This window comes from Pseudomonas sp. Pseusp21 (assembly GCF_059492145.1).
The window spans coordinates 3,210,509-3,236,906 of the sequence record NZ_CP168520.1 but is presented as its reverse complement, the minus strand read 5'-3'; the positions used below and the strand labels follow the sequence as shown (position 1 = coordinate 3,236,906).

Genomic DNA, 26,398 nt, shown 5'->3' with positions numbered 1-26,398 from the left:
GTCTTGACGCTTTGATCAGGCATACGCAGGCCGGCGACCGGTCTCGGGCGAGAACGGGCAGGCAGGAATTATTGGAATTTATCTGTGCGCAACTGAGTGCGGCGTGGTCGCTTGCAGTATAAACAGCTGCTGACACATCGCGAATCAATAATCTGACTAATTGGCTCAGGTTCAACAACAAGAACAAAGGAGTGGCACGTGCTGGCGACAGCTCTGGTGTTGGTGGCGGCGCTGTTGCACGCAGCGTGGAATACGTTGATCAAATTCAGCGCCGAGCGGCTGCTGGTGGTGGCCTGCATGGACACCGTGGCGCTGTTGTTCGTCGCGCTGGCGTTCCCTTTCATCAGCCTGCCACCGGCGGAAATCTGGCCTTGGATTCTGGCGTCGGCGGCGTTCGAGCTGCTCTATCGCTATCTGTTGATCCAGGCCTATCGGGTCGGCGACCTGGGGCTGGTCTATCCGTTGATGCGCGGATTGTCGCCGCTGGTGGTGCTGGCGCTGACCCTGATCTTCGCCGGCGAGGTGCTGACCACCCAGCAAATCTTCGGAATTCTGTTGATCCCGCTGGGCATGGCTTGCCTGCTCTGGCAGGGCGGCGGCGGGAAACATTTGCCGTGGGCGATGCTGCCGGTGGTGGCACTGATCGGGCTGTGCATCGGTTGCTACACCTATATCGACGGTCAGGCGTTGCGGCGCTGGTCGCATCCGCTGGATTACCTGGTCTGGGTCACGCTGCTCAGTGCCTGGCCGTTCCCGTTGCTGGCGGGGGTAGCGAAAAGGCCGGCGTTCAAACTGTTCTGGCGCGAGCAATGGAAGCTGGGGCTGGCGGTCGGGTTCTGCGTGTTGTTCAGCTACGCTCTGGTGCTGTGGGCGATGCAGTTGGGCTCGATTGCCGAAGCGGCGGCGTTGCGTGAAATCAGCGTGATCCTGGTGGTGCTGTTCGGCATGCGTTACCTGAAAGAACCTTTCGGCCGGCCGCGGCTCTTAGCCTGTGGGCTGGTGCTGATCGGCATGCTGGTCATGAAGTTCTGAGCGCCCGGCAACTCTAAAACTCGAAAGAAGGACGGTGTTATGACGGTGGCTTTGTGGTGTGTGTTGATCGCGATTTTTCTGCCCTATCTGTGCACCGTCGTGGCCAAGGCCTCGGGCGGTTTCAGACTGCGGGACAATCATGATCCCCGGGACTTTCTGGACAGCGTGGATGGCGTGGCGCGCCGTGCCCATGCGGCGCAACTGAACAGTTTTGAAGTGACCCCGGCGTTTGCGGCGGCGGTGATCGTCGCGCACCTGGTGGGCACGGCAGAGCTGGTGACGGTCAATGTGCTGGCGGTGCTGTTCATCACCAGTCGCCTGCTCTACATCATTTGCTACCTGGCGGACTGGGCGGCTTTGCGCTCGTTGGTCTGGTTTGTCGGGATGGTGCTGATTGCCAGCTTCTTCTTCGTTTCGATCTGAACCTGAAAAGATCGCAGGCTGACGAGGCCTGCGATCTTTTGCATTGTGCTTACGGCTTGTCGGCAACCTGCGGCACTTGCGGCAACGCCGCGCCTTTCGGCCAGAGCATCCAGATCTGCCCTTGCTGCTTCATGTCGCCCGCCAGTTGTCCGGCGGCATCGCCGGTGCCCCAGAACAGATCCGCGCGAACCTCACCGGCAATCGCGCCGCCAGTGTCCTGCGCAGCCACCGGGCGTACCAGCGGCGTGCCGTCGGGGCGAGTGGTCGACAGCCACAACAGGCTGCCCAGCGGAATCACCTTGCGATCCACCGCCGCGCTGTAACCGGCGGTCAATGGCACGTTCAGCGAGCCGCGCGGCCCTTCGTTGCTGTCCGGGTTGCGGGTGAAAAACACGTAGCTCGGATTGCTCGCCAGCAGTTCCGGAATGCGCGATGGGTTGGCCTTGGCCCAGTTGCTGATCGCGCCCATGGTGACTTCTTCTTTTTTCAGCTCGCCCTGTTCCACCAGCCAGCGGCCGATCGGTCGGTACGGGTGACCGTTCTGGTCGGCATAGGCGATGCGCAGCTGGCGACCGTCCTCGGTCTGAATCCGCCCCGAACCCTGAATCTGCAGGAATTGCAGGTTCATCGGGTCGGTCAGCCAGGCCACGACCGGCGCCTTGACGCCTTGGCTTTCGATGGTCGCCGCATCGTCGTAAGGCTTGAGCACGCGACCTTCGAGGCGGCCGCGCAGGCGCTTGCCTTTGAGTTCCGGGTAAATACTGTCCAGCGAGACAATGATCATGTCTTCGGGCACGCCATACACCGGCACGTTGGCGGTGGCGGTTTGCGTCAGGCTGCCGGGATAGACCGGTTCGTAGTAGCCGGTGATCAGGCCGTTGGGATTGTCGTTTTCGGCGCGCAGGCCGAACACGTCGAGGTTCTGCTTGAGGAAGGCGCGGATGTCGCCGGCACTTTGCGGGACATTGGCGGCGGCTGCACAGGTCGGGCCCCAGACCGGGTCAGCCTTGAGCCGGGTGCAGGCGCTGCGCCACGAGCTGAATCCGGCCACCAGATCGCTGTCGGACACCGCAGGCAACGCTTCCCAAGTGGCGCTGGAGTAGGTGGCCAGGGCGTGGGTTTTCGGCTTGGCGCTGTCGCCACCGGTGCAGCCGGCGAGGATTGCCAGCAGCGGGAGGGTAGCGATAAGCGGATGACGCCAGGCCTTGAAACGGCTGTTCATGGAGAATTTCCTGTGCCGGTTGCAGAAGTGCTCCATGCGCTCAAGCAACCCTTATTGTTAATAGGGCTATTGGTGTTTGGCGGTGACCCGAGGATACTGGCCGCCGATTTCCGTGACCTGAAGCCACCATGACTCTTAAAAGAATTTCTGTTGTATTGCTGGCCTGTCTGACCTTGTCCGCCTGTGGCGGTGTCGACCCGAATTCCCCGCTGGGCCAGCGCAAGGCGATCTTCAAGCAGATGCTCAAAACCGGCGAAGACCTGGGTGGCATGTTGCGTGGGCGCATCCCGTTCGACGGAGCGAAATTCGCCGAAGGCGCGGTCAAGCTCGATGCGTTGTCCCATGAGCCGTGGAAACATTTCCCGCAGGTGCGCGAAGAAGATCACACCAGCGCCAAGGACGATGTCTGGCAGAAACAGGCCCGCTTCCAGGAAATGGCCCGCACCCTTGAAGCGGCCACCGGTGAACTGGTGATCGCCAGCAAGGTTCAACCCTACAAGGCCAGTAACCTGGGGCCGGCGGTGCAGAAAGTCGAAGATGCCTGCAGTGCCTGCCATAAAGAGTTTCGCGACCACTGATGTTCAAGGGATCACGGTTTTTGGCTGTGATCCCCGGCTTGCTTACTTGTCGAGTTCGTCCAGCGCGTCCTGCAATTCCTTGCGCGATTCGGCGAGCTTGTTCTTGCGCTTGTCGATCTTCTCCGGATCGCCCTTCTTCATGGCCTTGTCCAGATCAGCCTGACGCCTGCTCACTTCGTGCTTGGCGTCGAGTACCTTGTTTTCCCGCTCTTTCTTCAGGCCGGCGTCGGTGCAGTGTTCGGTGACTTCGCGCAGGGCGGTTTCGAGGCCGGCCTGCTGGTCGGCATTGCCGCGGGACTTGGCCTGTTCGATCTGATTGATGATGCCCTGCTTCTTGGCAGCACAACCGGTCAGGCCCGGCGCGTCTTCGTCGGCCATCACGGGGGCGGCGAGGACTGCGCAGAAAGACAGCAGGGCGAGCGGTGCGAGAAATTTCATAAAAGCTCCATGTGCAAAGGCAATCGTATCGGTGAAGCACTGCGCTGTTGGAGCGCTCCGGCGGACTTGGGTTCCCGGTGGGCCGGGGATTGCGTGTTCAGAAGCCGTCGACACCGGCGGCTTGCAAGGTTTTACTCAGGGCCAGTACCTGCGGGTCACGAAAAAAGGCGCTCAATTGCGCCGCGCGACCCGGGCCGATTCCGGCTTCTGCCTGCCATTGTTCGGTGTTGCGTTGTGCCAGCGTCTGCCATGAATCGGCGAGTGTTGCCTGACCGGTCGGTGGCAGCCCCAGGGCTTTGAGCCACTGCAGGAACGGCCGTTGGCGGGCGCTGTGAAAACTGTGCAGCAGGCGGGCACTGCTGCGCTCGCCGAGACCGGCAATGTTAGCAAGCTCCGGCCCGTCGAGGGTCAACCAATCCAGCAGGCTGTTCAGGCGGCCTGTTTCCAGAAGTTTCTCCCAGGTGCCGCGACCGACATGGGGCAGGGCCAGTCCCTGCTTGCCGCTGAGCCAGGTCAGGCGGGCGAGGAACTGGCTTTCGCAGCCCGGCGTCGGTTGCCAGCAGCTCAGGGCGTGAAAGTCGCTGGCGAGCGGAACGTTCAGCTCCACGCGTTCGGTGCTGCGCAGCACCACGCTGTCGAGGCGCGGAATCGTCAGCCCGGCCAGGCTGATTGCCACCTGATCGCCGGGGCGAATGTCCAGTTCCTGCCAGCGTCTGAGCGAACTGACGCTGACCCGTTTGATCTGCCGGTCATCGAGCATCACCGGCGACAGTTCAAGCACCGGCGTGATGCGCCCGGTGCGGCCGATCTTGAAATTTACTTTGCGCACATCGGCCAGCGCCTGGGCAAAAGGGTATTTCCAGGCGACAGCCCAATAGGGCGGACGAGCTTGCCAGCGCTCTGCCGGTGGCCGCAGGCTTTGGCGCAGAACCACTCCGTCCGTGGCAAATGGCAGTGGCGAGCGATACCAGTGATCGCGCCAGTGTTGCGCTTCGTTCAGGCTGGCGACGGCCTGGGTGTAGGGCTCCGTGGTAGGAAAACCGAACTGCGTAAGGGCCGCGATTCGCTCCGGCAAGTCCTTCGGCCCTTGCGGCCAGTCCCAGACAAACAGCCCGATGCCTGCAGCGTGTTCCGCGTCGAGATCCTTGCGCCCCAGCAGCCCGGCCACGGTGGCGCGGGCGTTGGCGCTGCCGGCACGTGCCTGCTTATGGCCGTTCAAGCGCCAGTAGAGTTCGCCTTGCACCAACAGATCCTGCTGTTGCGTCAGCCGCTGTGGAATGGCTCCGATCCTTTTTGCCGACTCCGTCCAGTCCTGCCCGCGAACCCCATCCCCGCGACTGATCGCCTGATGCAGTCGGCCGTTGCGATAGATCAGGGTGACCGCCACGCCATCGACCTTGGGTTGTACCCAGACGTTTTGGCGGTCGCGCAGCCAGGTCGCGATGTCCGCCGCGTCGTGAAGCTTGTCCAGACCGGTGTGAGCGACCGGGTGCGCAACCGGGCCTGATGCGGTGCGCAACGGCTCGGGCGGTGAGGGAAGTTTGAAGCACCGGCGCCATTGGTTCAGGCGCAAGCGGGACTGATCGTAGAGCTCATCGGCGATCACCGAACGACCTTCGCGATGATAGGCGTCGTCCCAGCGGTCGATCTGTTGTTGCAGGGCGGTGACTTCGCTCGAAGCCCGGGCGGCGGCCCAGTCGGGGCAGTCGGCAGCGAAGGTGTTGAGGTGGAAAAACGGCAGGAAAAACAAAAACAGGCGCAGTGTGGCAAGCATCGTGAGCGTCCTTGCTCAGAGAGATACCTGAAGGCTAGCCGGGATTTCGAAGCGGGCCGGGCGGCTGTTTTGCCGGTTGTTTCGCGGCCATGAAAAAGCCCCGCACGGCGAACCGTGCGGGGCTTCTTGTACCGCCAGGAAAATTACAGGCCGGCAGCGGAACGCAGAGCGTCGGCGCGGTCGGTTTTTTCCCAGGTGAACGTGGAGAAGGTGTCTTCGCCAACGGTCTTGGTCTGCGGAGCGCGGCCGAAGTGGCCGTAGGCTGCGGTTTCCTGGTACATCGGGTGCAGCAGGTCCAGCATGGTGGTGATCGCGTATGGACGCAGGTCGAACACTTCGCGGACCAGTTTGATGATCTTGTCATCGCTGATCTTGCCGGTGCCGAAGGTGTTCAGCGAGATCGAGGTAGGCTGGGCTACACCGATCGCGTAGGAAACCTGAATCTCGCAACGCTCGGCCAGGCCGGCCGCCACGATGTTCTTGGCAACATAACGGCCAGCGTAGGCAGCCGAACGGTCAACCTTGGATGGATCTTTACCGGAGAACGCGCCGCCGCCGTGACGGGCCATGCCGCCGTAGCTGTCGACGATGATCTTGCGACCGGTCAGACCGCAGTCACCTACCGGGCCGCCAATGATGAACTGGCCGGTCGGGTTGATGTGGAACTGGGTGTCCTTGCTCAGCAGTTCGGCAGGCAGCACGTGCTTGACGATCAGCTCCATCACGCCTTCGCGCAGGTCGTTGTACGACACTTCAGGGTTGTGCTGGGTCGACAGAACCACGGCGTCGATACCGACAACCTTGCCGCCTTCGTAACGGCAGGTCACTTGCGACTTGGCGTCCGGACGCAACCAAGGCAGCAGACCCGATTTACGGGCTTCGGCCTGACGCTGCACCAGCTGGTGCGAGAAGGTGATCGGTGCCGGCATCAGCACGTCGGTTTCGTTGCTGGCGTAGCCGAACATCAGGCCCTGGTCGCCGGCGCCCTGATCTTCAGGCTTGGCACGGTCAACACCCTGGTTGATGTCAGGGGACTGCTTGCCGATGATGTTCATCACGCCGCAGGTCGCGCCGTCGAAGCCGACGTCGGAGCTGGTGTAGCCGATGTCGCAAATCACGTCACGAACGATCTGCTCCAGGTCGACCCAGGCACTGGTGGTCACTTCACCGGCAACGATGGCCACGCCAGTCTTGACCAGGGTTTCCACCGCAACGCGTGCGTGCTTGTCCTGGGCAATGATGGCGTCCAGCACTGCATCGGAAATCTGGTCGGCGATTTTGTCCGGATGTCCTTCAGACACGGACTCGGAGGTGAAGAGGGAGTATTCGCTCATCTCGATGTTTTCCTGAATTTACCGATGGTGAGTGTCGCCAGCCGGTCGCTGAAAATGGCGGACCTGGATCTGGAAACCATTACGTAAGCCTACATAGAGGCTTTCCCCGGGAACGAGTCCCGCAGCGGTGGCCCAACGGGCCAGATCGTCCTGTTCAAACCCCAACCACAGATCACCGCAGGCCTCCCTGGCCCAACTCTGGTTGTGGCTACATAACTCTGTCACGAGCAGGCTACCGCCCGGTTGCAGCAGGCTGGCCATGTGCTTGAGCGCTTCGGCCGGCGCGGCGAAATGGTGCAACACCATGTTCAACACCACGCAATCGGCCTGAAGGCTCACGCCATTCAATGCATCGGCCAATTGCAGGCTGACGTTAGCCAGCTGTTCACGTTCACATACCTGGCGAGCCAGTTCGAGCATCGCCGCGCTGTTGTCCAGTGCGGTTACGGTGTCGAAGCGACGCGCCAGTTCCGGCAGGAATGCACCATCGCCGGGGCCGACTTCAATGGCCGTGGCTGCGCCATCGAAATTCAGTTTGTCGAGCAGGGCCAGCACGCTTTCACGGTACTGCGGCAGGCCGGCAATCAAATCCTGCTGGGCGCGGAATTTCTCTGCAACCCTTGCGAAAAAGTCCTGGCTGTTGGCCGCGCGTTGCCCGTGAACCTGTGCGATCCGGGATTCCACGTCGGCTGGCAGCGCCAGATTGTCGACTTCTTCTAACAATGCAGCGTGCAATTTGCCTCCCAGCAACTCGGTGTGGGGCAGGGCGCGGCGATAGAACACCGCATTGCCTTCGCGGCGAGTCGCCACCAGATCCGCCTGCGCCAGCACTTTAAGGTGATGGCTCATGCCGGACTGGCCGATACCGAAAATCTGCGCCAGTTCCAGTACGCCGAACGAGTCGTTGGCCAGGGCACGCAATACATTCAGCCGCAGCGGATCGCCGCCGGCCTTGCACAGGGCCGCCAGCTCGTCGCAATCGTCATGGCGAATGGAAGGCACGCGTAAGTTCATAGGGCTGGCAGTCTAGTGACGGCCCGGAAGCACCGCAAGGTCTATATCAAAAAGTTTTGATATTGCTCGATGGATGGCGCATTCGATTGCACTTCTCACTGCCCGGTCAACTCTACAAACGAACAGCGGAAAGGTTTCACCAACCGAAACCGATGTTATCCAATGGAAAAACGCCTCCGGATGACTATCTGTCATTGCCCCGAGGCGCTCGGGTGAGGGAAAATGCCCTCCTTTTTTCCGTTTCAATCTATTCACACCCAGGAGATCAGCGATGCCTAGCCGTCGTGAGCGTGCCAACGCCATTCGTGCCCTCAGCATGGATGCCGTGCAAAAAGCCAACAGCGGCCATCCCGGTGCCCCTATGGGTATGGCAGATATCGCCGAAGTGCTTTGGCGCGACTACCTCAAGCACAACCCGAGCAACCCGTCGTTCGCCGACCGTGACCGCTTCGTGCTGTCCAACGGCCACGGCTCGATGTTGATCTACTCGCTGTTGCACCTGACCGGCTACGACCTGTCGATCGACGACCTGAAGCAATTCCGTCAACTGCACAGCCGTACCCCGGGCCACCCGGAATTCGGTTACACCCCGGGCGTTGAAACCACCACCGGCCCGCTGGGTCAGGGCCTGGCCAACGCTGTGGGCTTCGCCTTGGCAGAAAAAGTCCTGGGCGCGCAGTTCAACCGTCCCGGCCACAACATCGTCGACCACCACACCTACGTGTTCCTGGGTGATGGCTGCATGATGGAAGGCATTTCCCACGAAGTCGCTTCCCTGGCCGGCACTCTGGGCCTGGGCAAGCTGATCGCCTTCTACGATGACAACGGCATTTCCATCGACGGCGAAGTCGAAGGCTGGTTCACCGACGACACGCCGAAGCGTTTCGAATCGTACAACTGGCAAGTGATCCGCAACGTTGACGGTCACGACCCGGAAGAGATCAAGACCGCCATCGAGACCGCTCGCAAGAGCCCGCTGCCGACCCTGATCTGCTGCAAGACCACCATCGGTTTCGGTTCGCCGAACAAGCAAGGCAAGGAAGATTGCCACGGCGCCCCGCTGGGTGACGCGGAAATCGCCCTGACCCGTCAGGCGTTGAACTGGAACCACGGCCCGTTCGAAATCCCGGCCGACATCTATGCCGAGTGGGATGCCAAGGAAAAAGGCCGCGCCGCCGAAGCCGAGTGGGATCAGCGTTTCGCTGCCTACTCCGCCGCGTTCCCGACCGAAGCCAACGAACTGATCCGTCGCCTGAGCGGCGAGCTGCCGGCCGACTTCTCCGAGAAGGCTGACGCCTACATCGCCGACGTTGCTGCCAAAGGCGAAACCATCGCCAGCCGTAAAGCCAGCCAGAACGCCCTGAACGCGTTCGGCCCGCTGCTGCCGGAAGTGCTGGGCGGTTCGGCTGACCTGGCCGGTTCCAACCTGACCCTGTGGAAAGGCTGCAAAGGCGTCAGCGCCGAAGACGCCAGCGGCAACTACATGTACTACGGCGTGCGCGAATTCGGCATGACCGCGATCATGAACGGCGTTGCCCTGCACGGCGGTCTGGTGCCTTACGGCGCGACCTTCCTGATGTTCATGGAGTACGCCCGCAACGCAGTGCGCATGTCCGCCCTGATGAAGCAGCGCGTGATCCACGTCTACACCCACGACTCCATCGGTCTGGGCGAAGACGGCCCGACGCACCAGCCGATCGAGCAACTGACCAGTCTGCGCAGCACGCCGAACCTCGACACCTGGCGTCCAGCCGATGCCGTTGAATCGGCAGTGGCCTGGAAAAACGCGCTGGAGCGCAAGGACGGCCCGTCGGCGCTGATCTTCTCTCGTCAGAACCTGCAGCACCAAACCCGTGATGCCGGCCAGATCGCCGACATCCGCCGTGGTGGTTACGTGCTGAAGGATTGCGCAGGCGAGCCAGAGCTGATTCTGATCGCCACCGGTTCGGAAGTTGGTCTGGCCGTTCAGGCCTACGACAAACTCACCGAGCAGGGCCGCAAGGTGCGCGTGGTTTCCATGCCATGCACCAGCGCGTTCGACGCTCAGGACGCCAGCTACAAGCAATCGGTCCTGCCGTTGCAGGTCAGCGCACGTATTGCGATCGAAGCGGCCCATGCCGACTTCTGGTTCAAGTACGTGGGTCTGGAAGGTCGCGTGATCGGCATGACCACCTACGGCGAATCGGCTCCGGCTTCGGCACTGTTCGAAGAGTTCGGCTTCACCCTGGAAAACATCCTGGGTCAGGCTGAAGAGCTGCTGGAAGACTGATCCAGAAGTTTTGTCGTCTGGACTGCGGTCCATCGTCGGAACGCCGCCCGGAGCAGGCTCGCTCCCACATTGGAATGCATTTTCCTGTGGGAGCGAGCCTGCTCGCGATAGCGGTAGTTGAAGCACCGCAACACTGACGGTTTCACCACGGTAATCGAGAACCCCATGCCTCAACCGCGTCCCTACAAAGTTGCACTCAACGGCTACGGCCGCATTGGTCGTTGCGTCTTGCGTGCGTTGTTCGAGCGAGGCGAGAAGGCCGGGTTCGAGATTGTCGCGATCAACGATCTGGCCGACATGGCCAGCATCGAATACCTGACACGCTTCGACTCCACCCACGGCCGGTTCCCCGGCGAAGTGAAGGTCGACGGCGATTGTCTGCATATTAATGGCGACTGCGTGAAGGTCCTGCGCAGTGCCACCCCCGAAGGCATCGATTGGGCGTCGCTGGGCGTCGATCTGGTGCTCGAATGCTCCGGCGCCTGGCACACCCGCGCAGACGGCCAGCGTTTCCTCGACGCCGGCGCGCCGCGTGTACTGTTTTCGCAGCCAATGGCCAGCGAGGCGGATGTCGACGCCACCATCGTCTACGGCGTCAATCAGGATTGCCTGACCGGCGACGAACTGCTGGTGTCCAACGCCTCCTGCACCACCAACTGCGGCGTGCCGTTGTTGCGTCTGCTGGATCAGGCGGTCGGCCTGGATTACGTGTCGATCACCACCATCCACTCGGCGATGAACGATCAACCGGTGATCGACGCCTATCACCACGAAGACCTGCGCCGCACCCGTTCTGCGTTCCAGTCGGTGATCCCGGTGTCCACCGGTCTGGCGCGTGGCATCGAGCGCCTGCTGCCGGAACTTGCCGGGCGAATTCAGGCCAAAGCCGTACGCGTGCCGACGGTCAACGTGTCCTGCCTCGACATCACGATGCAGACCGCGAGCGACACAGACGCCGGCGAGGTCAACCGGATCCTGCGCGACGCCGCCACCAGCGGCCCGCTCAAAGGTCTGTTGGCCTACACCGAATTGCCTCACGCCAGTTGTGATTTCAACCATGACCCACATTCGGCCATCGTCGATGCCAGTCAGACCCGCGTTTCCGGCCCTCGGCTGGTAAACATCCTGGCCTGGTTCGACAACGAGTGGGGTTTTGCCAACCGAATGCTGGATGTTGCAGAACACTATCTGCAAACAGCGACTTCAAAAAAACCGTAGGAAGTGCGACCCATGACCGTGTTGAAGATGTCCGACCTCGATCTGCAAGGTAAGCGCGTATTGATCCGCGAAGACCTCAACGTCCCAGTCAAGGACGGTGTTGTCACCAGCGATGCGCGTATCCTGGCTTCGCTGCCGACCATCAAGCTGGCCCTGGAAAAAGGCGCGGCGGTGATGGTCTGCTCGCACCTGGGTCGTCCGACCGAAGGCGAATTCTCCGCCGAGAACAGCCTCAAGCCTGTCGCCGACTACCTGAGCAAGGCCCTGGGCCGCGAAGTGCCGCTGGTGGCCGACTACCTGGGCGGCGTTGACGTCAAGGCCGGCGACATCGTGCTGTTCGAAAACGTGCGCTTCAACAAGGGCGAGAAAAAGAACGCTGACGAACTGGCCCAGCAATATGCCGCCCTGTGCGACGTGTTCGTGATGGACGCTTTCGGCACCGCTCACCGCGCCGAAGGCTCGACCCACGGCGTCGCCAAGTTCGCCAAAGTCGCCGCTGCCGGCCCGCTGCTCGCCGCTGAACTCGATGCACTGGGCAAAGCCCTGGGCGCCCCGGCCAAGCCGATGGCGGCCATCGTTGCCGGTTCCAAGGTTTCGACCAAACTCGACGTGCTGAACAGCCTGAGCCAGATCTGCGATCAGATGATCGTCGGCGGCGGCATCGCCAACACCTTCCTCGCTGCGGCCGGTCACCCGGTCGGCAAGTCGCTGTACGAGCCGGACCTGCTGGACACCGCGCGCGCCATCGCCGCCAAAGTCAGCGTGCCGCTGCCGGTCGACGTGGTGGTTGCCAAGGAATTTGCCGAAAGCGCTGAAGCGACCGTGAAACTGATCGCTGACGTTGCGGCTGACGACATGATTCTCGACATCGGCCCGCAAACCGCGGCCAACTTCGCCGAATTGTTGAAGTCGTCGAAAACCATCCTGTGGAACGGCCCGGTCGGCGTGTTCGAATTCGACCAGTTCGGCAACGGCACCAAAGTGCTGGCCGAAGCCATCGCCGAAAGCGCGGCGTTCTCGATTGCCGGCGGTGGCGACACCCTGGCGGCCATCGATAAATATGGCGTGGCGGAAAAGATCTCCTACATTTCCACCGGCGGTGGCGCGTTCCTCGAATTCGTCGAAGGCAAGGTGCTGCCGGCCGTTGAAGTCCTGGAAAGCCGGGCCAAGGCCTGAGGCCGCCCGATTGGCCAGGCAAAGGAGTGTTCAGATGGTCAAGTCGTTAGCGCTGTTGCTGCTGACCGGTACGCTGGCGGCCTGCGGGAGTAACCCGAAGGCCGAGCCGACACCGGCACCGGGCGAGGCCCAGAAAGGCTGCTACCAGGCCGACTGGCAGGCCGAAACCAACCCGGTGCTGAACAAGCGCTCGGGCCCGGACGGTCTGGACAAATACGAGACGCAAACCCCGGCCAAGGAACATGGTTGTCCTTGACCGGTCTGACTCTTTAACTCAGGGCCGGCGGCGTGCGCTGCCGGTCGAGGAACACGGATGAAAGGCTTGATCGCCGTTGCGGCACTGGGATTGTTGGGTGGTTGCGCGCAGTGGAACCCGTTCCAGTCGTCCGCCCCTGTGGATAACTGGACCACCTGGACCTGCGACAGCCAGGCAAAGGTGCTGTGGCGCTACACCGATGCCGCCCGCAAGAAAGTCGATGTGCGTCTGGGCGGCGGTGATCAGGTCTATCGCCTGAAGGAAGAGCCGGGCGCCTCGGGCGCGCTATACAGCGACGACATGCTGGCGTTTCACATCAAAGGTAATGAAGGCCTGATTTACTGGGTCGCCACCAATGATTTGATCGGCCGGGGCTGCAAAGCCGAATAAAACAGAATTTGCTTTATCGAATCACCAGGCCGGGCCTCAACCCCCGATCTGCAATCACTTGAATAGCCGCCGCCGCTCCGGCAGGCTGGCACGATTAACGACCCAAACCGGGAGAGACACACACAATGGCACTTATCAGCATGCGCCAGATGCTGGACCACGCAGCCGAGTTCGGCTACGGCGTTCCAGCCTTCAACGTCAACAACCTTGAGCAGATGCGCGCCATCATGGAAGCCGCTGACAAGACTGACTCCCCGGTGATCGTTCAGGCTTCGGCCGGTGCCCGCAAATACGCCGGCGCCCCGTTCCTGCGTCACCTGATCCTGGCGGCAATCGAAGAATTTCCGCACATCCCGGTGTGCATGCACCAGGACCACGGCACCAGCCCTGACGTCTGCCAGCGCTCGATCCAGCTGGGCTTCAGCTCGGTCATGATGGACGGCTCCCTCGGCGAAGACGGCAAGACCCCGACCGACTACGACTACAACGTCCGCGTGACCCAACAAACCGTGGCCATGGCTCACGCCTGCGGCGTTTCGGTAGAAGGCGAGCTGGGCTGTCTGGGTTCGCTGGAAACCGGCATGGCCGGTGAAGAAGACGGCATCGGCGCCGAAGGCGTTCTGGATCACAGCCAGATGCTGACCGACCCGGAAGAAGCCGCTGACTTCGTCAAGAAGACTCAAGTTGATGCCCTGGCCATCGCCATCGGCACCAGCCACGGCGCCTACAAGTTCACCAAGCCACCTACCGGTGACGTGCTGGCGATCGACCGCATCAAGGAAATCCACAAACGCATCCCGAACACCCACCTGGTGATGCACGGTTCCTCGTCGGTGCCACAAGAGTGGCTGGCGATCATCAACCAGTACGGCGGCGACATCAAAGAAACCTACGGCGTACCGGTTGAAGAAATCGTCGAAGGCATCAAGCACGGCGTGCGCAAGGTCAACATCGACACCGACCTGCGTCTGGCATCCACCGGCGCCATGCGTCGCCTGATGGCCACCAACCCGAGCGAATTCGACCCGCGTAAATTCTTCGGCGAAACCGTCAAGGCGATGCGCGATGTATGTATCGCTCGTTACGAAGCTTTCGGTACCGCTGGCAACGCTTCGAAGATCAAGCCGATCTCGCTGGAAAGCATGTATCAGCGTTATCTGAAGGGTGAGTTGAACGCCAAGGTCAATTGAGACTGGGTGTTGAGCTGATTTGAAAGAAACCCGCCGTGAGGCGGGTTTTTTGTGGGTGGCGATTTTGTGCGCGTCACCCAAAAGTCAGGGTGAATGGCGCTGCTGCCTGCTCAATGGCACTCACCACATGAGGCGCCTGTTCCCGATATTGTGGATAGCGCGCTAGTACCGCTTCAACCGAGGCAAGCAATCGCTGAATGCGCGCCCTCGGCTGCTCGATCTCACAGGTGTGGGCAAACTCCAGCAATCCCTGTCGCGAGGCAAACATCGACTTGTTGCCCGCCAGATCCAGAGCCAGTACATCCTCCGGAATATAAGCCGTGGTGTTGACGATGTCGTAAGCCGGCGCCAGGCGCGCGTCGCGCTGAGTCGGTTCGGAGTAAAGCAATCCAAAGTTTTTCAAATGAGCGTCGCCATTCCCGACAATGCAGCTCAAGGCAACGCCATCGAAAAGTTGATCAAGTGATGCGCGTACATGCTCGGCCGGGCAGTACACACGGATGGCCTTGGCAATTGCCGCATAGCTTTTGCTGTACTTCTGGCTGGCCGACAACCCCATCAACACTGCCATGTCTTCAAAACCGATCGGGTTGAGTTGATCGTCGCGGTCAAAGCGGCGCATGACGAACAGCTTGGCATTATCGGAAATGTAAAACGGCGGAACGGGAATACCCGCTTCTTTCGCCATGGACATACAAAGGAATTCGTTGACTGCCAGACCGGGAAATTCGTCTCGGCCACTTTTGATAATCAAGTCTGAGGTTTTCGAGGTCACGCGGGGTAACGCGGCTTCCTGTTGTTCCGGAACCAGCAATTTTGGCTGAACACCCGAAATGCCTGCTCGCAGAATGTAGCGATCCATCAGGCCGGCGAAAATATCTTCCGTGCCGTCCCACGTCAGAATCTCCTCAAGTTTTTCTCCTGGAAATTGTTGTTCTTCCAGCAAGGCATCAACCGTTTCAGAGCGCACTTGAACCCTGCCAATGGGAGAGGTGCTACCGGAGAGCGCCAGCAACAGCATCGGGTCGACATTCACGGTCTTGGCCAGGCGATTACGCAGTTGCTCCAGCACGTAGCCTTCCGGCAGGTTCATCTGAAAAACAGGGTGGAGCTCGCGTCGGCGAAACTCGTCATGCCGCACTGGCATCGACAGACTGATAGCCACATCTGGCAATGCATCGTCGTGATAACGGAACGTGAAGTCCTCGCCATCGCTGAAAAGCCTGCCACTATGCCCCTCAGGCGTACTGACTTTGAGAGAGGTCATTTTCATTCGAATAAATCCCCAAGCTCTTCAAGGGTTGGCATGGCGGCCGGGACGACAGCGAGTTCGCAATCCAGTGCACCGAGCACGCGCGCATAGGCGATCATGCCAACAGAAAGGGTGCCTTTTTCTACGGCGATGACCTTGTATCGTGTCAGCCCGGCGAGGTCGGCAAGCTGAGCTTGGGTCAGGCCTCGGCGAATACGCTTTTCGCGCAACTGGTCGCCAAGGCGAGCGATCAACAAAAAATAATCCATGTGCTGCTACCGGAACATAAATATATGAATGTTACGTTAGCACAACGTTGTGGAAGATGGTGTTTCGTAGGCCTACCGCAGACGTGTGGCAATGATCGCATCAAGGCAATTCAAATTCCCGAACACCCACCTGGTGATGCACGGTTCCTCGTCGGTGCCACAAGAGTGGCTGGCGATCATCAACCAGTACGGCGGCGACATCAAAGAACCCTACGGCGTACCGGTTGAAGAAATCGTCGAAGGCATCAAGCACGGCGTGCGCAAGGTCAACATCGACACCGACCTGCGTCTGGCATCCACCGGCGCCATGCGTCGCCTGATGGCCACCAACCCGAGCGAATTCGACCCACGTAAATTCTTCGGCGAAACCGTGAAGGCGATGCGCGATGTATGTATCGCTCGTTACGAAGCTTTCGGTACCGCTGGCAACGCTTCGAAGATCAAGCCGATCTCGCTGGAAAGCATGTATCAGCGTTATCTGAAGGGTGAGTTGAACGCCAAGGTCAATTGAGACTGGGTGTTGAGCTGATTTGAAAGAAACCCGCCGTGAGGCGGGTTTCTTTTTGCCTGGAGTTTTATCAAGCAGTCGACTGACGTAAGGCGCTTGAAATGTCACTCATAACGGACATAATCGATTTTAGATTTTAAAAAGTCCCATATGGGTGACATTTATGCTGCTCCCTAATCCCGCTGTTTTCGGTGAAAGAATTCGGCAATTGCGTCGGGCCAAAGGCTACAGCCAAGCGATATTGGCCCACAGAGCCAAATGCAGCCGCAAAACCATCATTGACCTTGAGGCCGGCGAGAATGTCGCGCTCTACACCGCGTTCAGGGTGTTGTCAGCGCTGGGCATGGCACTGGAAATTGTCGATAACCGCATTGATCTCAAATCCCTGGCCGATCTGGTAGAGCACGATGAGTAAAGTCAAAAGGCTCAACGTCATCACGCCGCAAGGCTTCTCCGGCGAGTTGTCCAGGGGATCGCAGTTTTCCTTTGCCTATGAAACCGCCGATGCAACAAGGGAAGTCTCTCTGGTCATGCCCTATGATCCGACGCCCTCGGTGAGCAACGTGCTGCATCCGATCTTCGATATGAATGTGCCTGAAGGGTTTCTGGCGGATCAGATCAAGCGCCGGATGGCCAAGCACATGCAAGTCGATGAGATGCGTCTGTTATCGGTCATCGGCGTGAACCAGATTGGGCGCCTCACCTACCATCCAGAAGCACTGCAAACCGTGCAATTGGCACCCGTTTTCGATGTCACCACTACAACGGTTTACGAAAACTACAATCCAAAATCAGGTCGCTCCTTGGTTGATCGCACGTTGGCCATCAAGATGAACAAGGTGAAAACCTATCCCGGATCGCCAGCAACTGATCGAGTTTGGTCGCAAGCATTGCTCAGTGGAGAAGCCAGGATTGATCATCGAGCGTATTGCCGAGGCGATGACTCAAGCGTTGGCGAATCATCAGGCAAGAGTGAACGGCGAGTTGTTTGCTGATATGCAGCGGGAATGGGATGCGGGGCGGGTAGTGGCGTTGAATGACTCCGTCGGCTCAGGAATGAAACGAAAGCCAATCGGTACGACCCGTATTTGATACCTGTCGGCTGAGTTAAAACTAAAGTAAAGCGGGGGCAGATTTATTTAATCGATCAGCAGATAAATAAATCTGTCCCAATTTTTTCAAAGCTTGAAACCACGGGCTACTAAACCCGATCACTGCGAATCAGTGACCCGAATCAAGTTACCGATGGCCCTCCAGGCGCACAAGCCGGCGGATTCTGGCGTACCAGTAGGCAGCGACGCAAGCCGTTGTAGGCTTCGGGACGTTACGCGCACTGCCTTTAAACAGCAGCCTTAAACGAGCGCATCGCGGCTACTTATCGTGATCGATATCCAGCTTGCTGAACGTCACCTGCCCACCCTCGCTGGTGTACCCGGTGTTGCCCTGCACATACACGCCGGCCTTGAAGTACAGCGGCTTGTTGCGCCACGTCGCATAAATCCACCCGCTTTTTTTCAGGTTCTTCAGGAGAGTCTGAATCTTGCAGAAAGTGATGCTGAGACGAGAACTCCGCTTGCGTTGAATTGTAAATAACGAAGTGCATAGTCACCGTTTTGAAGCGTCAAATTTTTCTCTACACCAATGCGGCTGAGTTTGCTGCCCAGTAAAGAGTTGAGCCTTTGGAGGGTTAAAATTTCGGTGTGCACGGTAGTCGAAGGGCCATTTGGATTGATCGAATTGATGAGAAGCTCGATTTTGTCATCAGGCCGAGTGTTTGGGGTTAAATGCACCAGTATGCCTGCCAAGGCTGTGTTTGTTTTTGAGTTGTTCCACTGTATCAACGGTGCTGGGGCTACGCTGGCGCTCGTTGAAGGCGAGGCCTTGATGGAGGAAGCTGTAATGCCTGAAGTTGGAAGTGGTAATGGCGCAGTTAGCATTGTTAACGTGCTCATGATTTAACTCCTGTTGCGCGCAGGGAACGCTGAAGATCATCCCTTGTTTAATACGAGTCCCTGATTTCAATCAATGAATACGGCACCGGACGGTGTGTCACGGTATATTTGATCGACTTACAATGTCAGGGACTTGTAAATTATTGGTTAAGGGGAATAGGATCGGGTTTTATTCGGTGATTGGACGAATTAAAAGCTCGACCCATTGGTTTATTTCCTGTTGGTTAAGCTCCATCCGGGATTATTCTGCATGTGCGTGTGAATAGCCGAATAGACTCCACCTGCCGCGCCACCTCTGGCAGTACCAATGTTGAATGTGACTCTTTTTGCGTCAGCTGAAGTCGAGACGTTCGTTCTCAAAATGAATCTATCTGACATCATGTCCAGCGGCCCGAAAATATCAACGTTTTGGAATGCACCGAGGATGTCAACTGTCATTAATATTGAATCAATTTTTGAGATTTTCGCTATAACCGGTTGATTGTTCGAGTCCATAAAGGTCAGCAACTCTCCAAGCTTAAAATTCGAAGTATCGGTTGTCTCAATTGTGCTGCAAGCCTCCCAGGTATTTTGGGGATCCCGAAACCAGATGGATCGTTCGCGGCCTCCGTACATACGTAAAATTTTTTTCCTCTCGATCACTTCAGGCACACCACTTCTGTCAAGAATCAGTGCGTCCGCCTCTGGATCAAAACTGAGGAAGTTGCCCTCGTAGTAATTATTTTCGTCATCGAGGATTGTCAGATCATCATATTGATCAAACTGAGTGTCAGGGAAGTGCATTTGATAATTCCTTTTATGGGTTTTGTGCTGAAAAGGTTTGCATTTGTTCTGTTGCTTGTATGGGTGTGGCTGGTTTTCATAGGTTTGATGTCACTGCGAGGGTGATTGTTGTGGATTTTCAAGCGTGATGGGAACTGTCAAAGTTGACAGTTTTTTATACCATTTGGCGATGGAATAAATAGCGATTGTCGTTGTTTGAAGCTGAAAATCCATTTGTTTCAGGGGAAATCCATTTGTTTCAGGGGAAAGATGATCTCTTCGTTTTTTTGATCTCTGCGGTAAATGAATCCGTCAACTTTTGTTTTTTTGCTCCCTTTTTGCTCAGGTGGTGTGGTGAGTAGTTGAAATGCTGCAGGGCTATAGCTGGGATAGTTCTTATGGCTGAATTGAATTAGAAACTGGTATTTTTTACAGGTTCCTTGAGCTCAAGTGCTTGTTAGGCTGTGAGTGCATGAGCTTGGTTTCAATCATCCGTCGGCATCTTTGATCAAGTAGGTTGACTATGAACGTTACCCCTGTTGTAGCGGTTCCGGGAAATCTGATTGGATTGAGCGCGACTACACTGCAAATAGCTTCCGATCCTAATCCTTATCCATCTTTGCAGATGAGAAGCGTTGCGCCGTTGCTGGTACAAGTGCCGGGAACAGTGTTCGCGGCTTTGCATTACGCGTTACCAGGCGCTACCAGAGTAGGCGACGAGCTGGAGATCCTTCTGGTTGACCAAAGCCTTTTTCCAACGTCGGTATTGAAAATTCATCTCGATGACTATCGGATTTTTTTGGCTCTTAGAAGGCAGCAGGGGGTATTTATCCAGAACGAGATCAATACAAGTCGCTGGCCTGCCATGGGTATTACGCCCGGCATCTACGATGTTGAAGTTGTTCACTCTGGTGCGACTCCTCCGGGTGTGCCGACTCCACCCTCTCCGGCCCCTCAAGTGCCCGCTACTCCCAGTCGAGTGGTGGCTCTCAGTTTTCTTCGCTCGTATTTGATTACGTGAAGAAGGGTGTACGCCGGACTCCAGGCGATTTGATCCGGTTCACAGCAAACCCACCCCGTCAGACTCAGTGAAAGGGCGGGTTTTTTGGTTTCAGCGGTGTGCAGGTTATGCCGGTTCGACGTGATCCAGCGCTTGGTTAACCGCCAGCTCTCCAAGCATCACCAACTGCGCGATTCCAATCGCGGTTTTGCGGTCGGCGGGGGGGAGGGTGGCGGCGAAGTTGTTGAGCATTTCGCTGGCGGAGCCGAGGGTTTCGCTGGCGTTGGCCAGCAGGGATTCGGTGTTGTAGGCGGGATTGGCGAAGTACATGCGGTCGGGTTCGTTGACCGTGGCCATGATGCGGGCGCCGGGGCAGAGGTAGTGGTCGAGGGCGCGTTCGGCGGCTTCGTTGAGTTTTTTGGGGTCGATGGAATCGTAGGGGGAGGCCGGGTCTGTGACCGGCGGATGAGGCGTCGATATAGTCATTTGCTCAAAACCTGATTGGAGTGCCCCCGCTCTGGCTACTAATCAAAGTGGAGGCAACTGTACGCAGGTTAGTAGACCGGGGTTTCGAGCAAGCCGGCGCACCCGAAGGTGCCCTGCGCACAGTCGCCATCAGGCGCAGGAATCGAAATTCCTGACTGACAGTTGCTTGTGCACAAGCTCGAAGCCACGGGCTACTAAACCCGATCACTGCGAATCAGTGACCGGAATCAAGTTACCGATGGCCCTCCAGGCGCACAAGCCGGCGGATTCTGGCGTACCGGTAGGCAGCGACGCAAGCCGTTGTAGGCTTCGGGACGTTACGCGCACTGCCTTTAAACAGCAGCCTTAAACGAACGCATCGCGGCTATTTATTGTGATCAATATCCAGCTTGCTGAACGTCACCTGCCCACCCTCGCTGGTGTACCCGGTGTTGTCCTGCACATACACACCCGCCTTGAAATACAGCGGTTTGTTGCGCCACGTCGCGCTGATCTGCGAATCCCACTGATACCCGGCCGCACTCACGCCCAGCGCGCCGCCGGGGCTCAGGTGAATGAGGTAGTTGAACTCGCGATTGAGTTTGATCCCGGTGGCGAGGGTGATGACGCGGCTTTCGTCCTGATCCGGATGGGTGCGCAGTTTGATCACCAGGTTGCCGGTCTCGGTTTTTTCTTTGTATTGGTATTCAAGCTTGAGCATCGGCTTCTGGCTTTCATAGGCGTGGATCTGGCCGATGACGATCTTGCCCGAGCTGGGCACCTTGTTGACCGAAAGGGTCGCGCGCAGCAGGTTGTCGGCGTCGGGGTAATACCAGTTGCGCAATGTTCCGTTGCTGTAGGTCTCACGCAGTTCGGTGCGGGGATAAATGGCGTTTTCGGTTTTCGAACCGGTCACCGGGGACCAGAAAAACAGGGTGCCGGTGTCGGAATGGAAGTACTGATCCTTGAAGCCGTTCACCAGTTTGGAGGTTTCGACGGTGTAGGGCGGGCTGCCAACGGGAACGCTGAGGTTCCAGGTTGCGAGGTCGATCATGTCGGTTCTTCCACTCTGTTGCTGTTGCACGCGCGTGCCAGAAGCTCTAGCCCGCGCCTCTTGGGGGCGGCCTTTATAAGCGTAGAGGGATTTTTTGTTAACGGCCGTCTGGCGGATGATTGGCGTCAACATCCTGTCGAAATGCCATCTTTCCCGGTTTTCGGGGGCTTCAGCGGTGACCGTTAGTCGGCTGCCTGCTGGTTTGTTTAAATGATGGCTGGATGACAGCTATTGCTTTTACAGATCCCGGACTAGAGTGAAGACTCGGTGACTGTATGGTTTTCACGAGAAGCCGCGCGGAACACTGACCCGAGATGCCCCGACACGAGTTGTCCCGACAAGAGAAGCAGCATGGAATGCGCGCAACCCCAGCCAGGTGAAGGCAGCTCAGTCCTTTTGATCGTTGATGATTACCCTGAAAACCTGATCAGCATGCGCGCGTTGCTGCAGCGCCAGGACTGGCAGGTATTGACCGCCGCTTCCGGTTACGAAGCGCTCAACCTGTTGCTCGAACACGACATCGACCTGGTGCTGCTGGATGTGCAGATGCCGGGCATGGACGGTTTCGAAGTCGCGCGGCTGATGCGCGGCAGCCAGCGCACGCGCCTGACCCCGATCATTTTCCTCACCGCCAACGAGCAATCCCAGGACGCCGTGATCAAGGGTTATGCCAGCGGTGCGGTGGATTACCTGTTCAAACCGTTCGATCCGCAGATTCTCAAGCCGAAAGTCCAGGCGTTGCTCGAGCACCAGCGCAATCGCCGGGCCTTGCAGCGCTTGAGTCAGGATCTGGAATCGGCGCGGGCCTTCAATGCGTCGGTGCTGGATAACGCCGCCGAAGGGATTCTGGTGCTGGGCGAGGATGGTTTGATTCGCTTCGCCAACCCGGCGATTTCCCGGTTGCTCAATGCGCCGGTGAAGGAGCTGGAAGGGCAGGAGTTTCTCGATTATCTGCAGAAACCGCACATTCCGCTGTGGGCCGATTCCGAGTTTTACGCCGGTTACAAACGTGGCGAGACGCTGCGTCTACACGATGCGTCGCTACGCACCGCACCGGGGCAGCAGGTGCCGGTGGCCTTGTCCTGTGCGCCGCTGCCGAGTGAACAGCACGCGATGGTGGTGACGGTGCTGGACATGTCGGTGGTGCGTCATCTGCATCAACAGCTGGAATTTCAGGCCGTCACCGACCCGCTGACCGGGCTGCTCAACCGCCGTGGTTTCTACCAGACTGTGGAAAACCTGCTGCTGCGCGGCGAGCGCACGGACAGCAGTTGGGTGTTGATGTACCTCGATCTCGATGGGTTCAAAAGGGTCAACGATTCCCTCGGCCATGATGCCGGGGACCGGGTGTTGCGCTGGGTCTCCGAACAATTGAAAGCCTGCCTGCGGCCGTTCGACATTCTGGCGCGAATGGGCGGTGACGAGTTCACCGCGCTGCTGGATCTGGAATTCCCCGAGCAAGCGGCGAAGATCGCCGAGAAGCTCATCGAGCGGGTGTCGATCTGTCAGCAGATTGAAGGGCTGGATATTGCGCTGGGTGCGAGTATCGGCATCGCCACTTACCCGGATTGCGGCAACAACCTCGACGGTTTGCTGCGCGCCTCGGACATCGCCATGTACGAGGCCAAGCGTGCCGGGCGTCAGCAATATCGTTTCTACGATCATGAAATGAACGGCCGCGCGCGGTCGCGGCTGATGCTGGAAGAAAGCGTGCGTAATGCCATCGAGAACCGCGATTTCAATCTGGTGTATCAGCCGCAGGTGGCCATTGGCGATGGTCGCGTTCGTGGTTTCGAGGCGTTGCTGCGCTGGCAGCACCCGAGTGTCGGCGACGTGCCGCCGGGGTTGTTCCTGCCGTTGCTGGAGGAGGCGACGTTGATCAGCCGCCTCGGCAGCTGGATCTATCATCGCAGCGCCGGGCAGCGTAAGGCGTGGGAGGCCGAGTTCTCCAGGGATCTGGTGATCGGCGTGAGCCTGAGCAACACTCAGTTCGGCCTGCCGAATCTGGTGACCGAATTGCGCCAGGTGCTGGAGCGCCATGGTTTGCAGCCGCACCAGATGGAAGTGGAAGTCACCGAAGAGGCGCTGACGATCAACCCGGACGAGACCCGCAAGCAGCTGAAGCTGCTGCGCAATCTCGGGGTGCGGGTGGCGCTGGATGATTTCGGTTCCGGAGCCTGCTCGCTGGCGCATCTGCGCGATCTGGAACTGGACACTCTCAAGCTCGATCGCCACCTGATCGCCCGATTGCCGGACTCGTCCCGCGACGCTTCGCTGGTGCGCACGGTCATCGACCTGTGCAAGGAATACGGCTTGCTGGTGATTGCCGAAGGCGTGGAAACCGTCGAGCAATACCAGTGGCTGCAAGCCCATGGTTGTCAGTACGTGCAAGGCTTTCTGGTGGCGCGGCCGTTGGTCGCCGAGGACACCGCACGCTTTACCGAGCCGTTCGACTGGAGCGCGTTGGCCGGTTGAATTCGCTACACTGGCGGCCTTTTCATGACCCGTGCCGCCCCATGACTGCGTTGAAATACCTCCAGGCCTATCCCGCGAATCTGCAGGATCAGGTGCGCCAATTGATCGCCGACAACCGCCTCGGTGATTACCTGAGCCAACGCTATCCGGGCCGCCACGATGTGCAGAGCGACAAGGCGTTGTACGGCTACGCGCTGGACCTGAAGCAGGAATACCTGCGCAACGCCCCGGCCATTGACAAGGTGCTGTTCGACAACCGCCTCGACCTGACCCACCGCGCCCTCGGCCTGCACACCACGGTGTCGCGGGTGCAGGGCGGCAAGCTCAAGGCCAAGAAAGAGATCCGCATCGCCTCGCTGTTCAAGGACGCCGCGCCGGAGTTTTTGAAGATGATCGTCGTGCACGAGCTGGCGCACTTCAAGGAGTCGGATCACAACAAGGCGTTCTATAAGTTATGTGAGCACATGCTGCCGGGTTACCACCAGGTCGAGTTCGACCTGCGGGTGTACCTGACGTGGCGGGACATGCAATAAGACATCAAACAACGGAGCGCATGCATGGACGTGAGCAAGACCAAGAGCAGTTTCTACCGGCGCTTGTACGTGGCGTACCTGATCGACAGCGGCCTGGCCAGCAGCGTGCCGGCGTTGACCGAGGTCACCGGCATGCCCCGGCGTACGGCGCAGGACACGATTGCGGCGCTGGCGGATCTGGATATCGTCTGTGAGTTCGAACAGGAGGAGGGCGCGCGCAATCATGCGGGGCGCTATCGGATTCGGGAGTGGGGGGCGATCGATCGGGGGTGGATCGAGCGGAATTTGCGGCAGATCAAGGCTGTTCTCGAGTATCCCTGACTTCAGCAGTCCCTTCGCGGGCAAGCCCGCGAAGGGGAAATCTCAAGACCGACGCATTCCTATGTGCGGAATGTCATCCTCAAGATATTCCTCACCCGCCACCACAAACCCATACCGCCCGTAATACCCCTGCAAATGCGCCTGGGCCGACAGATAGATCGGCACTTCAGGCCAACGCTTCTGCGCCTGTTTCAGCGCCTGTTCCATCATTTCATGCCCCAGCCCCTTGCCACGCCCGGCCGGCGCGGTCAGCACGCGGCCGATCACCACGTCGCCACCCTGGGATTCCGGGTCCAGCAAGCGCAGGTACGCCACCAGTTGATCACCGTCCCAACCCATCAGATGGCAGGTGTCACCGTCCAGATCCTGACCGTCCGGATCCAGGTACGCGCAGCGCTGTTCGACCACGAACACTTCCGAGCGCAATTTCAAAATGGCGTACAGCTGCTCCAGTCCCAGATCGCTGTGATGTTTGCAGACCCACTCGATTGTCATCTTCCGATTCCTTGAACAACGTCGCCCGATACTAAGCGCCCCGCCGAAATATGTCTGTATGGCTGAGAAATCTGTGACAAAGGCCAAAATGCCATCATTCCAATATCGCGGCTCGCCGTACTTTGTGTAATCTGCTGGGAAGCACTGTGCAATGGCTTCAATGAGCTAAGGTTAGGGCCTGGGATTCGCCGGTAAGGGGCCTTGGGGTTTTGACTGAAAACACGCCGGGCGGCCCGCCCGCTAAGGATTTTCAAGCATGCCGCGATTGCATCGAGCCTTTGCTTTGATCGGATTGCTGTTGCTGGGTCAAAGCGCGGCAGCGGAGAAATTGCGTCTGGTGTTCGACGTCTGGCCGCCCTTTACCGATGACACGCTGGTCAACGGTGGGCTGGCGACCGACATCGTCAGCACGGCCCTGGCCCGTGCCGGTTATGCCAGCGGTTATGAGCAGGTGCCGTGGGCGCGGGCGTTGCTGGGTGTTGGCGAAGGACGTTACGACGTGCTGGTCAACGCCTGGTACAACGACGAGCGCACGAAGATCGGGCAGTTTTCCGCCGAGTACCTGCTCAATCGCGTGCGCTTCCTCAAGCGCAAAGACGCGCCCATCGAATACAACAACCTGCAGGAACTGCATACCTATCCGGTTGCGGTAGTGCGCGGCTATGCCTATTCGGCGCCGTTCGATGCCGACACCGCGTTGCAGAAAGTCCCTGTGCATAACTTCGCCATGGCCGTGCGCATGCTCGCGGCGGACCGGGTAAAGCTGACCCTGGAAGACGAATACGTGGCCCGCTATTACCTGGCCCGGGAATCACAGAAGGTACGTAACGCGGTGGAGTTTCTGCCCAAGCCGCTGAGCGAGAACAGCCTGCACATTCTGGTCAGCCTGAAGAACCCGCAGCACGAACAGATCGTGGCCGGGTTCGACAAGGCGATTGCGTCGATGAAGGCCGATGGCAGCTATGAAAAGCTGCTCAGGCAGCACGGCATGTGAGGCG

Annotated in this window: 29 protein-coding genes and 1 pseudogene; 17 read left to right on the top strand and 13 right to left on the bottom strand. The window is 58.8% G+C overall.

The features are described from left to right. The first annotated feature begins 198 nt into the window (after positions 1–198). The gene (locus ACEN93_RS14730; protein ID WP_495610204.1) at positions 199–1,032 is read left to right on the top strand and encodes an EamA family transporter; all 834 of its coding nucleotides are present in this window, start codon (positions 199–201) and stop codon (positions 1,030–1,032) included. A 39-nt stretch (positions 1,033–1,071) separates the two neighbouring features. Continuing rightward, complete coding sequence (locus ACEN93_RS14725; RefSeq protein WP_039767967.1) at positions 1,072–1,455, top strand: MAPEG family protein; 384 nt, start codon at positions 1,072–1,074, stop codon at positions 1,453–1,455. Between the two features lie 49 nt (positions 1,456–1,504). On the opposite strand, the gene mltA is transcribed toward ACEN93_RS14725, so the two are convergent. Further along, positions 1,505–2,677 (bottom strand): murein transglycosylase A, encoded by a 1,173-nt coding sequence (gene mltA / locus ACEN93_RS14720; protein WP_163976697.1) that lies wholly within the window; start codon positions 2,675–2,677, stop codon positions 1,505–1,507. A 128-nt stretch (positions 2,678–2,805) separates the two neighbouring features. On the opposite strand from mltA, the gene ACEN93_RS14715 reads away from it, so the two are divergent. After that, positions 2,806–3,255, top strand: coding sequence for a c-type cytochrome (locus tag ACEN93_RS14715; RefSeq protein ID WP_074692066.1), 450 nt, complete (start codon positions 2,806–2,808; stop codon positions 3,253–3,255). A 42-nt stretch (positions 3,256–3,297) separates the two neighbouring features. On the opposite strand, the gene ACEN93_RS14710 is transcribed toward ACEN93_RS14715, so the two are convergent. The 4 genes from ACEN93_RS14710 to ACEN93_RS14695 all read right to left on the bottom strand — a co-directional run bounded on the left by ACEN93_RS14710 (position 3,298) and on the right by ACEN93_RS14695 (position 7,815). Beyond that, on the bottom strand, positions 3,298–3,693 hold the full coding sequence (locus tag ACEN93_RS14710; protein ID WP_039767970.1) for a DUF1090 domain-containing protein: 396 nt from the start codon (positions 3,691–3,693) through the stop codon (positions 3,298–3,300). Between the two features lie 97 nt (positions 3,694–3,790). After that, entirely contained in the window at positions 3,791–5,467 is a 1,677-nt protein-coding gene (gene ligB, locus ACEN93_RS14705; protein WP_495610203.1) for an NAD-dependent DNA ligase LigB, read from the bottom strand. A 143-nt stretch (positions 5,468–5,610) separates the two neighbouring features. Next, positions 5,611–6,801: a methionine adenosyltransferase gene (gene metK, locus ACEN93_RS14700; RefSeq protein ID WP_011336330.1), complete on the bottom strand. Its 1,191-nt coding sequence runs from the start codon at positions 6,799–6,801 to the stop codon at positions 5,611–5,613. 18 nt (positions 6,802–6,819) lie between these two features. Further along, a complete protein-coding gene (locus ACEN93_RS14695; RefSeq protein ID WP_039767972.1) occupies positions 6,820–7,815 on the bottom strand; it encodes an ArsR/SmtB family transcription factor in 996 nt (331 codons plus the stop codon). A 271-nt stretch (positions 7,816–8,086) separates the two neighbouring features. Between ACEN93_RS14695 and tkt the strand changes: the two genes are divergently transcribed. From tkt to fba, 6 genes are all read left to right on the top strand, one after another. Continuing rightward, entirely contained in the window at positions 8,087–10,084 is a 1,998-nt protein-coding gene (gene tkt / locus ACEN93_RS14690; protein WP_039767973.1) for a transketolase, read from the top strand. Between the two features lie 165 nt (positions 10,085–10,249). Beyond that, a complete protein-coding gene (gene epd, locus ACEN93_RS14685) occupies positions 10,250–11,302 on the top strand; it encodes an erythrose-4-phosphate dehydrogenase (RefSeq protein WP_039767974.1) in 1,053 nt (350 codons plus the stop codon). Between the two features lie 12 nt (positions 11,303–11,314). Next, entirely contained in the window at positions 11,315–12,478 is a 1,164-nt protein-coding gene (locus tag ACEN93_RS14680; RefSeq protein WP_495610202.1) for a phosphoglycerate kinase, read from the top strand. A gap of 34 nt (positions 12,479–12,512) precedes the next feature. Then, complete coding sequence (locus ACEN93_RS14675; RefSeq protein ID WP_007959706.1) at positions 12,513–12,734, top strand: hypothetical protein; 222 nt, start codon at positions 12,513–12,515, stop codon at positions 12,732–12,734. 57 nt (positions 12,735–12,791) lie between these two features. Next, a complete protein-coding gene (locus ACEN93_RS14670) occupies positions 12,792–13,124 on the top strand; it encodes an MliC family protein (protein ID WP_495610201.1) in 333 nt (110 codons plus the stop codon). Between the two features lie 125 nt (positions 13,125–13,249). Beyond that, positions 13,250–14,314: a class II fructose-bisphosphate aldolase gene (gene fba, locus ACEN93_RS14665; RefSeq protein WP_085667404.1), complete on the top strand. Its 1,065-nt coding sequence runs from the start codon at positions 13,250–13,252 to the stop codon at positions 14,312–14,314. 73 nt (positions 14,315–14,387) lie between these two features. Here the strand turns inward: fba and ACEN93_RS14660 are convergent, their stop codons facing one another. Beyond that, positions 14,388–15,587, bottom strand: coding sequence for a type II toxin-antitoxin system HipA family toxin (locus ACEN93_RS14660; RefSeq protein ID WP_210710202.1), 1,200 nt, complete (start codon positions 15,585–15,587; stop codon positions 14,388–14,390). Beyond that, positions 15,584–15,835, bottom strand: a complete 252-nt coding sequence (locus ACEN93_RS14655; protein WP_039767977.1) for a helix-turn-helix domain-containing protein — start codon at positions 15,833–15,835, stop codon at positions 15,584–15,586. Before ACEN93_RS14655 ends, ACEN93_RS14660 begins: the two co-directional genes overlap by 4 nt. Before the next feature lie 85 nt (positions 15,836–15,920). Between ACEN93_RS14655 and ACEN93_RS14650 the strand changes: the two genes are divergently transcribed. The 3 genes from ACEN93_RS14650 to ACEN93_RS14640 all read left to right on the top strand — a co-directional run bounded on the left by ACEN93_RS14650 (position 15,921) and on the right by ACEN93_RS14640 (position 17,338). After that, complete coding sequence (locus tag ACEN93_RS14650; RefSeq protein WP_495610200.1) at positions 15,921–16,346, top strand: class II fructose-bisphosphate aldolase; 426 nt, start codon at positions 15,921–15,923, stop codon at positions 16,344–16,346. 205 nt (positions 16,347–16,551) lie between these two features. Then, on the top strand, positions 16,552–16,758 hold the full coding sequence (locus tag ACEN93_RS14645) for a helix-turn-helix transcriptional regulator (RefSeq protein ID WP_490840617.1): 207 nt from the start codon (positions 16,552–16,554) through the stop codon (positions 16,756–16,758). After that, complete coding sequence (locus ACEN93_RS14640; protein WP_256586959.1) at positions 16,751–17,338, top strand: HipA N-terminal domain-containing protein; 588 nt, start codon at positions 16,751–16,753, stop codon at positions 17,336–17,338. Before ACEN93_RS14645 ends, ACEN93_RS14640 begins: the two co-directional genes overlap by 8 nt. A gap of 376 nt (positions 17,339–17,714) precedes the next feature. Here the strand turns inward: ACEN93_RS14640 and ACEN93_RS14635 are convergent. The 3 genes and pseudogenes from ACEN93_RS14635 to ACEN93_RS14625 form a co-directional block, all read right to left on the bottom strand. After that, positions 17,715–17,933, bottom strand: a pseudogene (locus ACEN93_RS14635) (polysaccharide lyase family 7 protein); the annotation flags it as partial. Then, positions 17,867–18,295, bottom strand: a complete 429-nt coding sequence (locus tag ACEN93_RS14630; protein WP_146040471.1) for a hypothetical protein — start codon at positions 18,293–18,295, stop codon at positions 17,867–17,869. The pseudogene ACEN93_RS14635 and the gene ACEN93_RS14630, both read right to left, overlap by 67 nt. Before the next feature lie 210 nt (positions 18,296–18,505). Further along, complete coding sequence (locus ACEN93_RS14625; protein WP_495610199.1) at positions 18,506–19,078, bottom strand: hypothetical protein; 573 nt, start codon at positions 19,076–19,078, stop codon at positions 18,506–18,508. A 502-nt stretch (positions 19,079–19,580) separates the two neighbouring features. On the opposite strand from ACEN93_RS14625, the gene ACEN93_RS14620 reads away from it, so the two are divergent. Continuing rightward, positions 19,581–20,078 carry a hypothetical protein gene (locus ACEN93_RS14620; RefSeq protein WP_146040472.1) on the top strand — a complete coding sequence of 166 codons (498 nt, stop codon included), beginning with the start codon at positions 19,581–19,583 and terminating at the stop codon, positions 20,076–20,078. 105 nt (positions 20,079–20,183) lie between these two features. Here the strand turns inward: ACEN93_RS14620 and ACEN93_RS14615 are convergent, their stop codons facing one another. Both ACEN93_RS14615 and ACEN93_RS14610 read right to left on the bottom strand, forming a co-directional pair. After that, the gene (locus ACEN93_RS14615; RefSeq protein WP_495610198.1) at positions 20,184–20,543 is read right to left on the bottom strand and encodes a DUF6124 family protein; all 360 of its coding nucleotides are present in this window, start codon (positions 20,541–20,543) and stop codon (positions 20,184–20,186) included. A gap of 364 nt (positions 20,544–20,907) precedes the next feature. Further along, positions 20,908–21,576, bottom strand: coding sequence for a polysaccharide lyase family 7 protein (locus ACEN93_RS14610; RefSeq protein ID WP_495610197.1), 669 nt, complete (start codon positions 21,574–21,576; stop codon positions 20,908–20,910). A 351-nt stretch (positions 21,577–21,927) separates the two neighbouring features. On the opposite strand from ACEN93_RS14610, the gene ACEN93_RS14605 reads away from it, so the two are divergent. The 3 genes from ACEN93_RS14605 to ACEN93_RS14595 are packed head-to-tail and all read left to right on the top strand — an operon-like array spanning position 21,928 to position 24,905. Continuing rightward, positions 21,928–24,051 carry a putative bifunctional diguanylate cyclase/phosphodiesterase gene (locus ACEN93_RS14605; RefSeq protein ID WP_074692094.1) on the top strand — a complete coding sequence of 708 codons (2,124 nt, stop codon included), beginning with the start codon at positions 21,928–21,930 and terminating at the stop codon, positions 24,049–24,051. A gap of 41 nt (positions 24,052–24,092) precedes the next feature. After that, complete coding sequence (locus tag ACEN93_RS14600) at positions 24,093–24,584, top strand: M48 metallopeptidase family protein (protein WP_007959720.1); 492 nt, start codon at positions 24,093–24,095, stop codon at positions 24,582–24,584. Between the two features lie 24 nt (positions 24,585–24,608). Then, entirely contained in the window at positions 24,609–24,905 is a 297-nt protein-coding gene (locus tag ACEN93_RS14595) for a winged helix-turn-helix domain-containing protein (protein WP_007894945.1), read from the top strand. A gap of 42 nt (positions 24,906–24,947) precedes the next feature. Here ACEN93_RS14595 and ACEN93_RS14590 read toward each other — a convergent pair whose 3' ends face one another. Further along, on the bottom strand, positions 24,948–25,400 hold the full coding sequence (locus ACEN93_RS14590; protein ID WP_039767984.1) for a GNAT family N-acetyltransferase: 453 nt from the start codon (positions 25,398–25,400) through the stop codon (positions 24,948–24,950). A gap of 256 nt (positions 25,401–25,656) precedes the next feature. Here ACEN93_RS14590 and ACEN93_RS14585 point away from each other — a divergent pair, with 256 nt between their 5' ends. Beyond that, on the top strand, positions 25,657–26,394 hold the full coding sequence (locus tag ACEN93_RS14585) for a substrate-binding periplasmic protein (RefSeq protein WP_064599988.1): 738 nt from the start codon (positions 25,657–25,659) through the stop codon (positions 26,392–26,394). The last annotated feature ends 4 nt before the right edge of the window (positions 26,395–26,398 follow it).

Excerpts from the sequence above, each read along its gene's own strand:
- ACEN93_RS14655 (WP_039767977.1), bottom strand. The coding sequence starts at position 15,835 with ATGGATTATTTTTTGTTGATCGCTCGCCTTGGCGACCAGTTGCGCGAA.
- ACEN93_RS14625 (WP_495610199.1), bottom strand. The coding sequence starts at position 19,078 with ATGCACTTCCCTGACACTCAGTTTGATCAATATGATGATCTGACAATC.
- ACEN93_RS14715 (WP_074692066.1), top strand. The coding sequence starts at position 2,806 with ATGACTCTTAAAAGAATTTCTGTTGTATTGCTGGCCTGTCTGACCTTG.
- ACEN93_RS14595 (WP_007894945.1), top strand. The coding sequence starts at position 24,609 with ATGGACGTGAGCAAGACCAAGAGCAGTTTCTACCGGCGCTTGTACGTG.
- fba (WP_085667404.1), top strand. The coding sequence starts at position 13,250 with ATGGCACTTATCAGCATGCGCCAGATGCTGGACCACGCAGCCGAGTTC.
- ACEN93_RS14670 (WP_495610201.1), top strand. The coding sequence starts at position 12,792 with ATGAAAGGCTTGATCGCCGTTGCGGCACTGGGATTGTTGGGTGGTTGC.
- ACEN93_RS14610 (WP_495610197.1), bottom strand. The coding sequence starts at position 21,576 with ATGATCGACCTCGCAACCTGGAACCTCAGCGTTCCCGTTGGCAGCCCG.
- ACEN93_RS14725 (WP_039767967.1), top strand. The coding sequence starts at position 1,072 with ATGACGGTGGCTTTGTGGTGTGTGTTGATCGCGATTTTTCTGCCCTAT.
- epd (WP_039767974.1), top strand. The coding sequence starts at position 10,250 with ATGCCTCAACCGCGTCCCTACAAAGTTGCACTCAACGGCTACGGCCGC.
- ACEN93_RS14590 (WP_039767984.1), bottom strand. The coding sequence starts at position 25,400 with ATGACAATCGAGTGGGTCTGCAAACATCACAGCGATCTGGGACTGGAG.
- metK (WP_011336330.1), bottom strand. The coding sequence starts at position 6,801 with ATGAGCGAATACTCCCTCTTCACCTCCGAGTCCGTGTCTGAAGGACAT.
- ACEN93_RS14615 (WP_495610198.1), bottom strand. The coding sequence starts at position 20,543 with ATGACTATATCGACGCCTCATCCGCCGGTCACAGACCCGGCCTCCCCC.
- ACEN93_RS14630 (WP_146040471.1), bottom strand. The coding sequence starts at position 18,295 with ATGAGCACGTTAACAATGCTAACTGCGCCATTACCACTTCCAACTTCA.
- ACEN93_RS14710 (WP_039767970.1), bottom strand. The coding sequence starts at position 3,693 with ATGAAATTTCTCGCACCGCTCGCCCTGCTGTCTTTCTGCGCAGTCCTC.
- ACEN93_RS14585 (WP_064599988.1), top strand. The coding sequence starts at position 25,657 with ATGCCGCGATTGCATCGAGCCTTTGCTTTGATCGGATTGCTGTTGCTG.
- tkt (WP_039767973.1), top strand. The coding sequence starts at position 8,087 with ATGCCTAGCCGTCGTGAGCGTGCCAACGCCATTCGTGCCCTCAGCATG.
- ACEN93_RS14605 (WP_074692094.1), top strand. The coding sequence starts at position 21,928 with ATGGAATGCGCGCAACCCCAGCCAGGTGAAGGCAGCTCAGTCCTTTTG.
- ACEN93_RS14675 (WP_007959706.1), top strand. The coding sequence starts at position 12,513 with ATGGTCAAGTCGTTAGCGCTGTTGCTGCTGACCGGTACGCTGGCGGCC.
- ACEN93_RS14680 (WP_495610202.1), top strand. The coding sequence starts at position 11,315 with ATGACCGTGTTGAAGATGTCCGACCTCGATCTGCAAGGTAAGCGCGTA.
- ACEN93_RS14660 (WP_210710202.1), bottom strand. The coding sequence starts at position 15,587 with ATGAAAATGACCTCTCTCAAAGTCAGTACGCCTGAGGGGCATAGTGGC.
- ACEN93_RS14620 (WP_146040472.1), top strand. The coding sequence starts at position 19,581 with ATGAACGTTACCCCTGTTGTAGCGGTTCCGGGAAATCTGATTGGATTG.
- ACEN93_RS14640 (WP_256586959.1), top strand. The coding sequence starts at position 16,751 with ATGAGTAAAGTCAAAAGGCTCAACGTCATCACGCCGCAAGGCTTCTCC.
- mltA (WP_163976697.1), bottom strand. The coding sequence starts at position 2,677 with ATGAACAGCCGTTTCAAGGCCTGGCGTCATCCGCTTATCGCTACCCTC.
- ligB (WP_495610203.1), bottom strand. The coding sequence starts at position 5,467 with ATGCTTGCCACACTGCGCCTGTTTTTGTTTTTCCTGCCGTTTTTCCAC.
- ACEN93_RS14695 (WP_039767972.1), bottom strand. The coding sequence starts at position 7,815 with ATGAACTTACGCGTGCCTTCCATTCGCCATGACGATTGCGACGAGCTG.
- ACEN93_RS14600 (WP_007959720.1), top strand. The coding sequence starts at position 24,093 with ATGACTGCGTTGAAATACCTCCAGGCCTATCCCGCGAATCTGCAGGAT.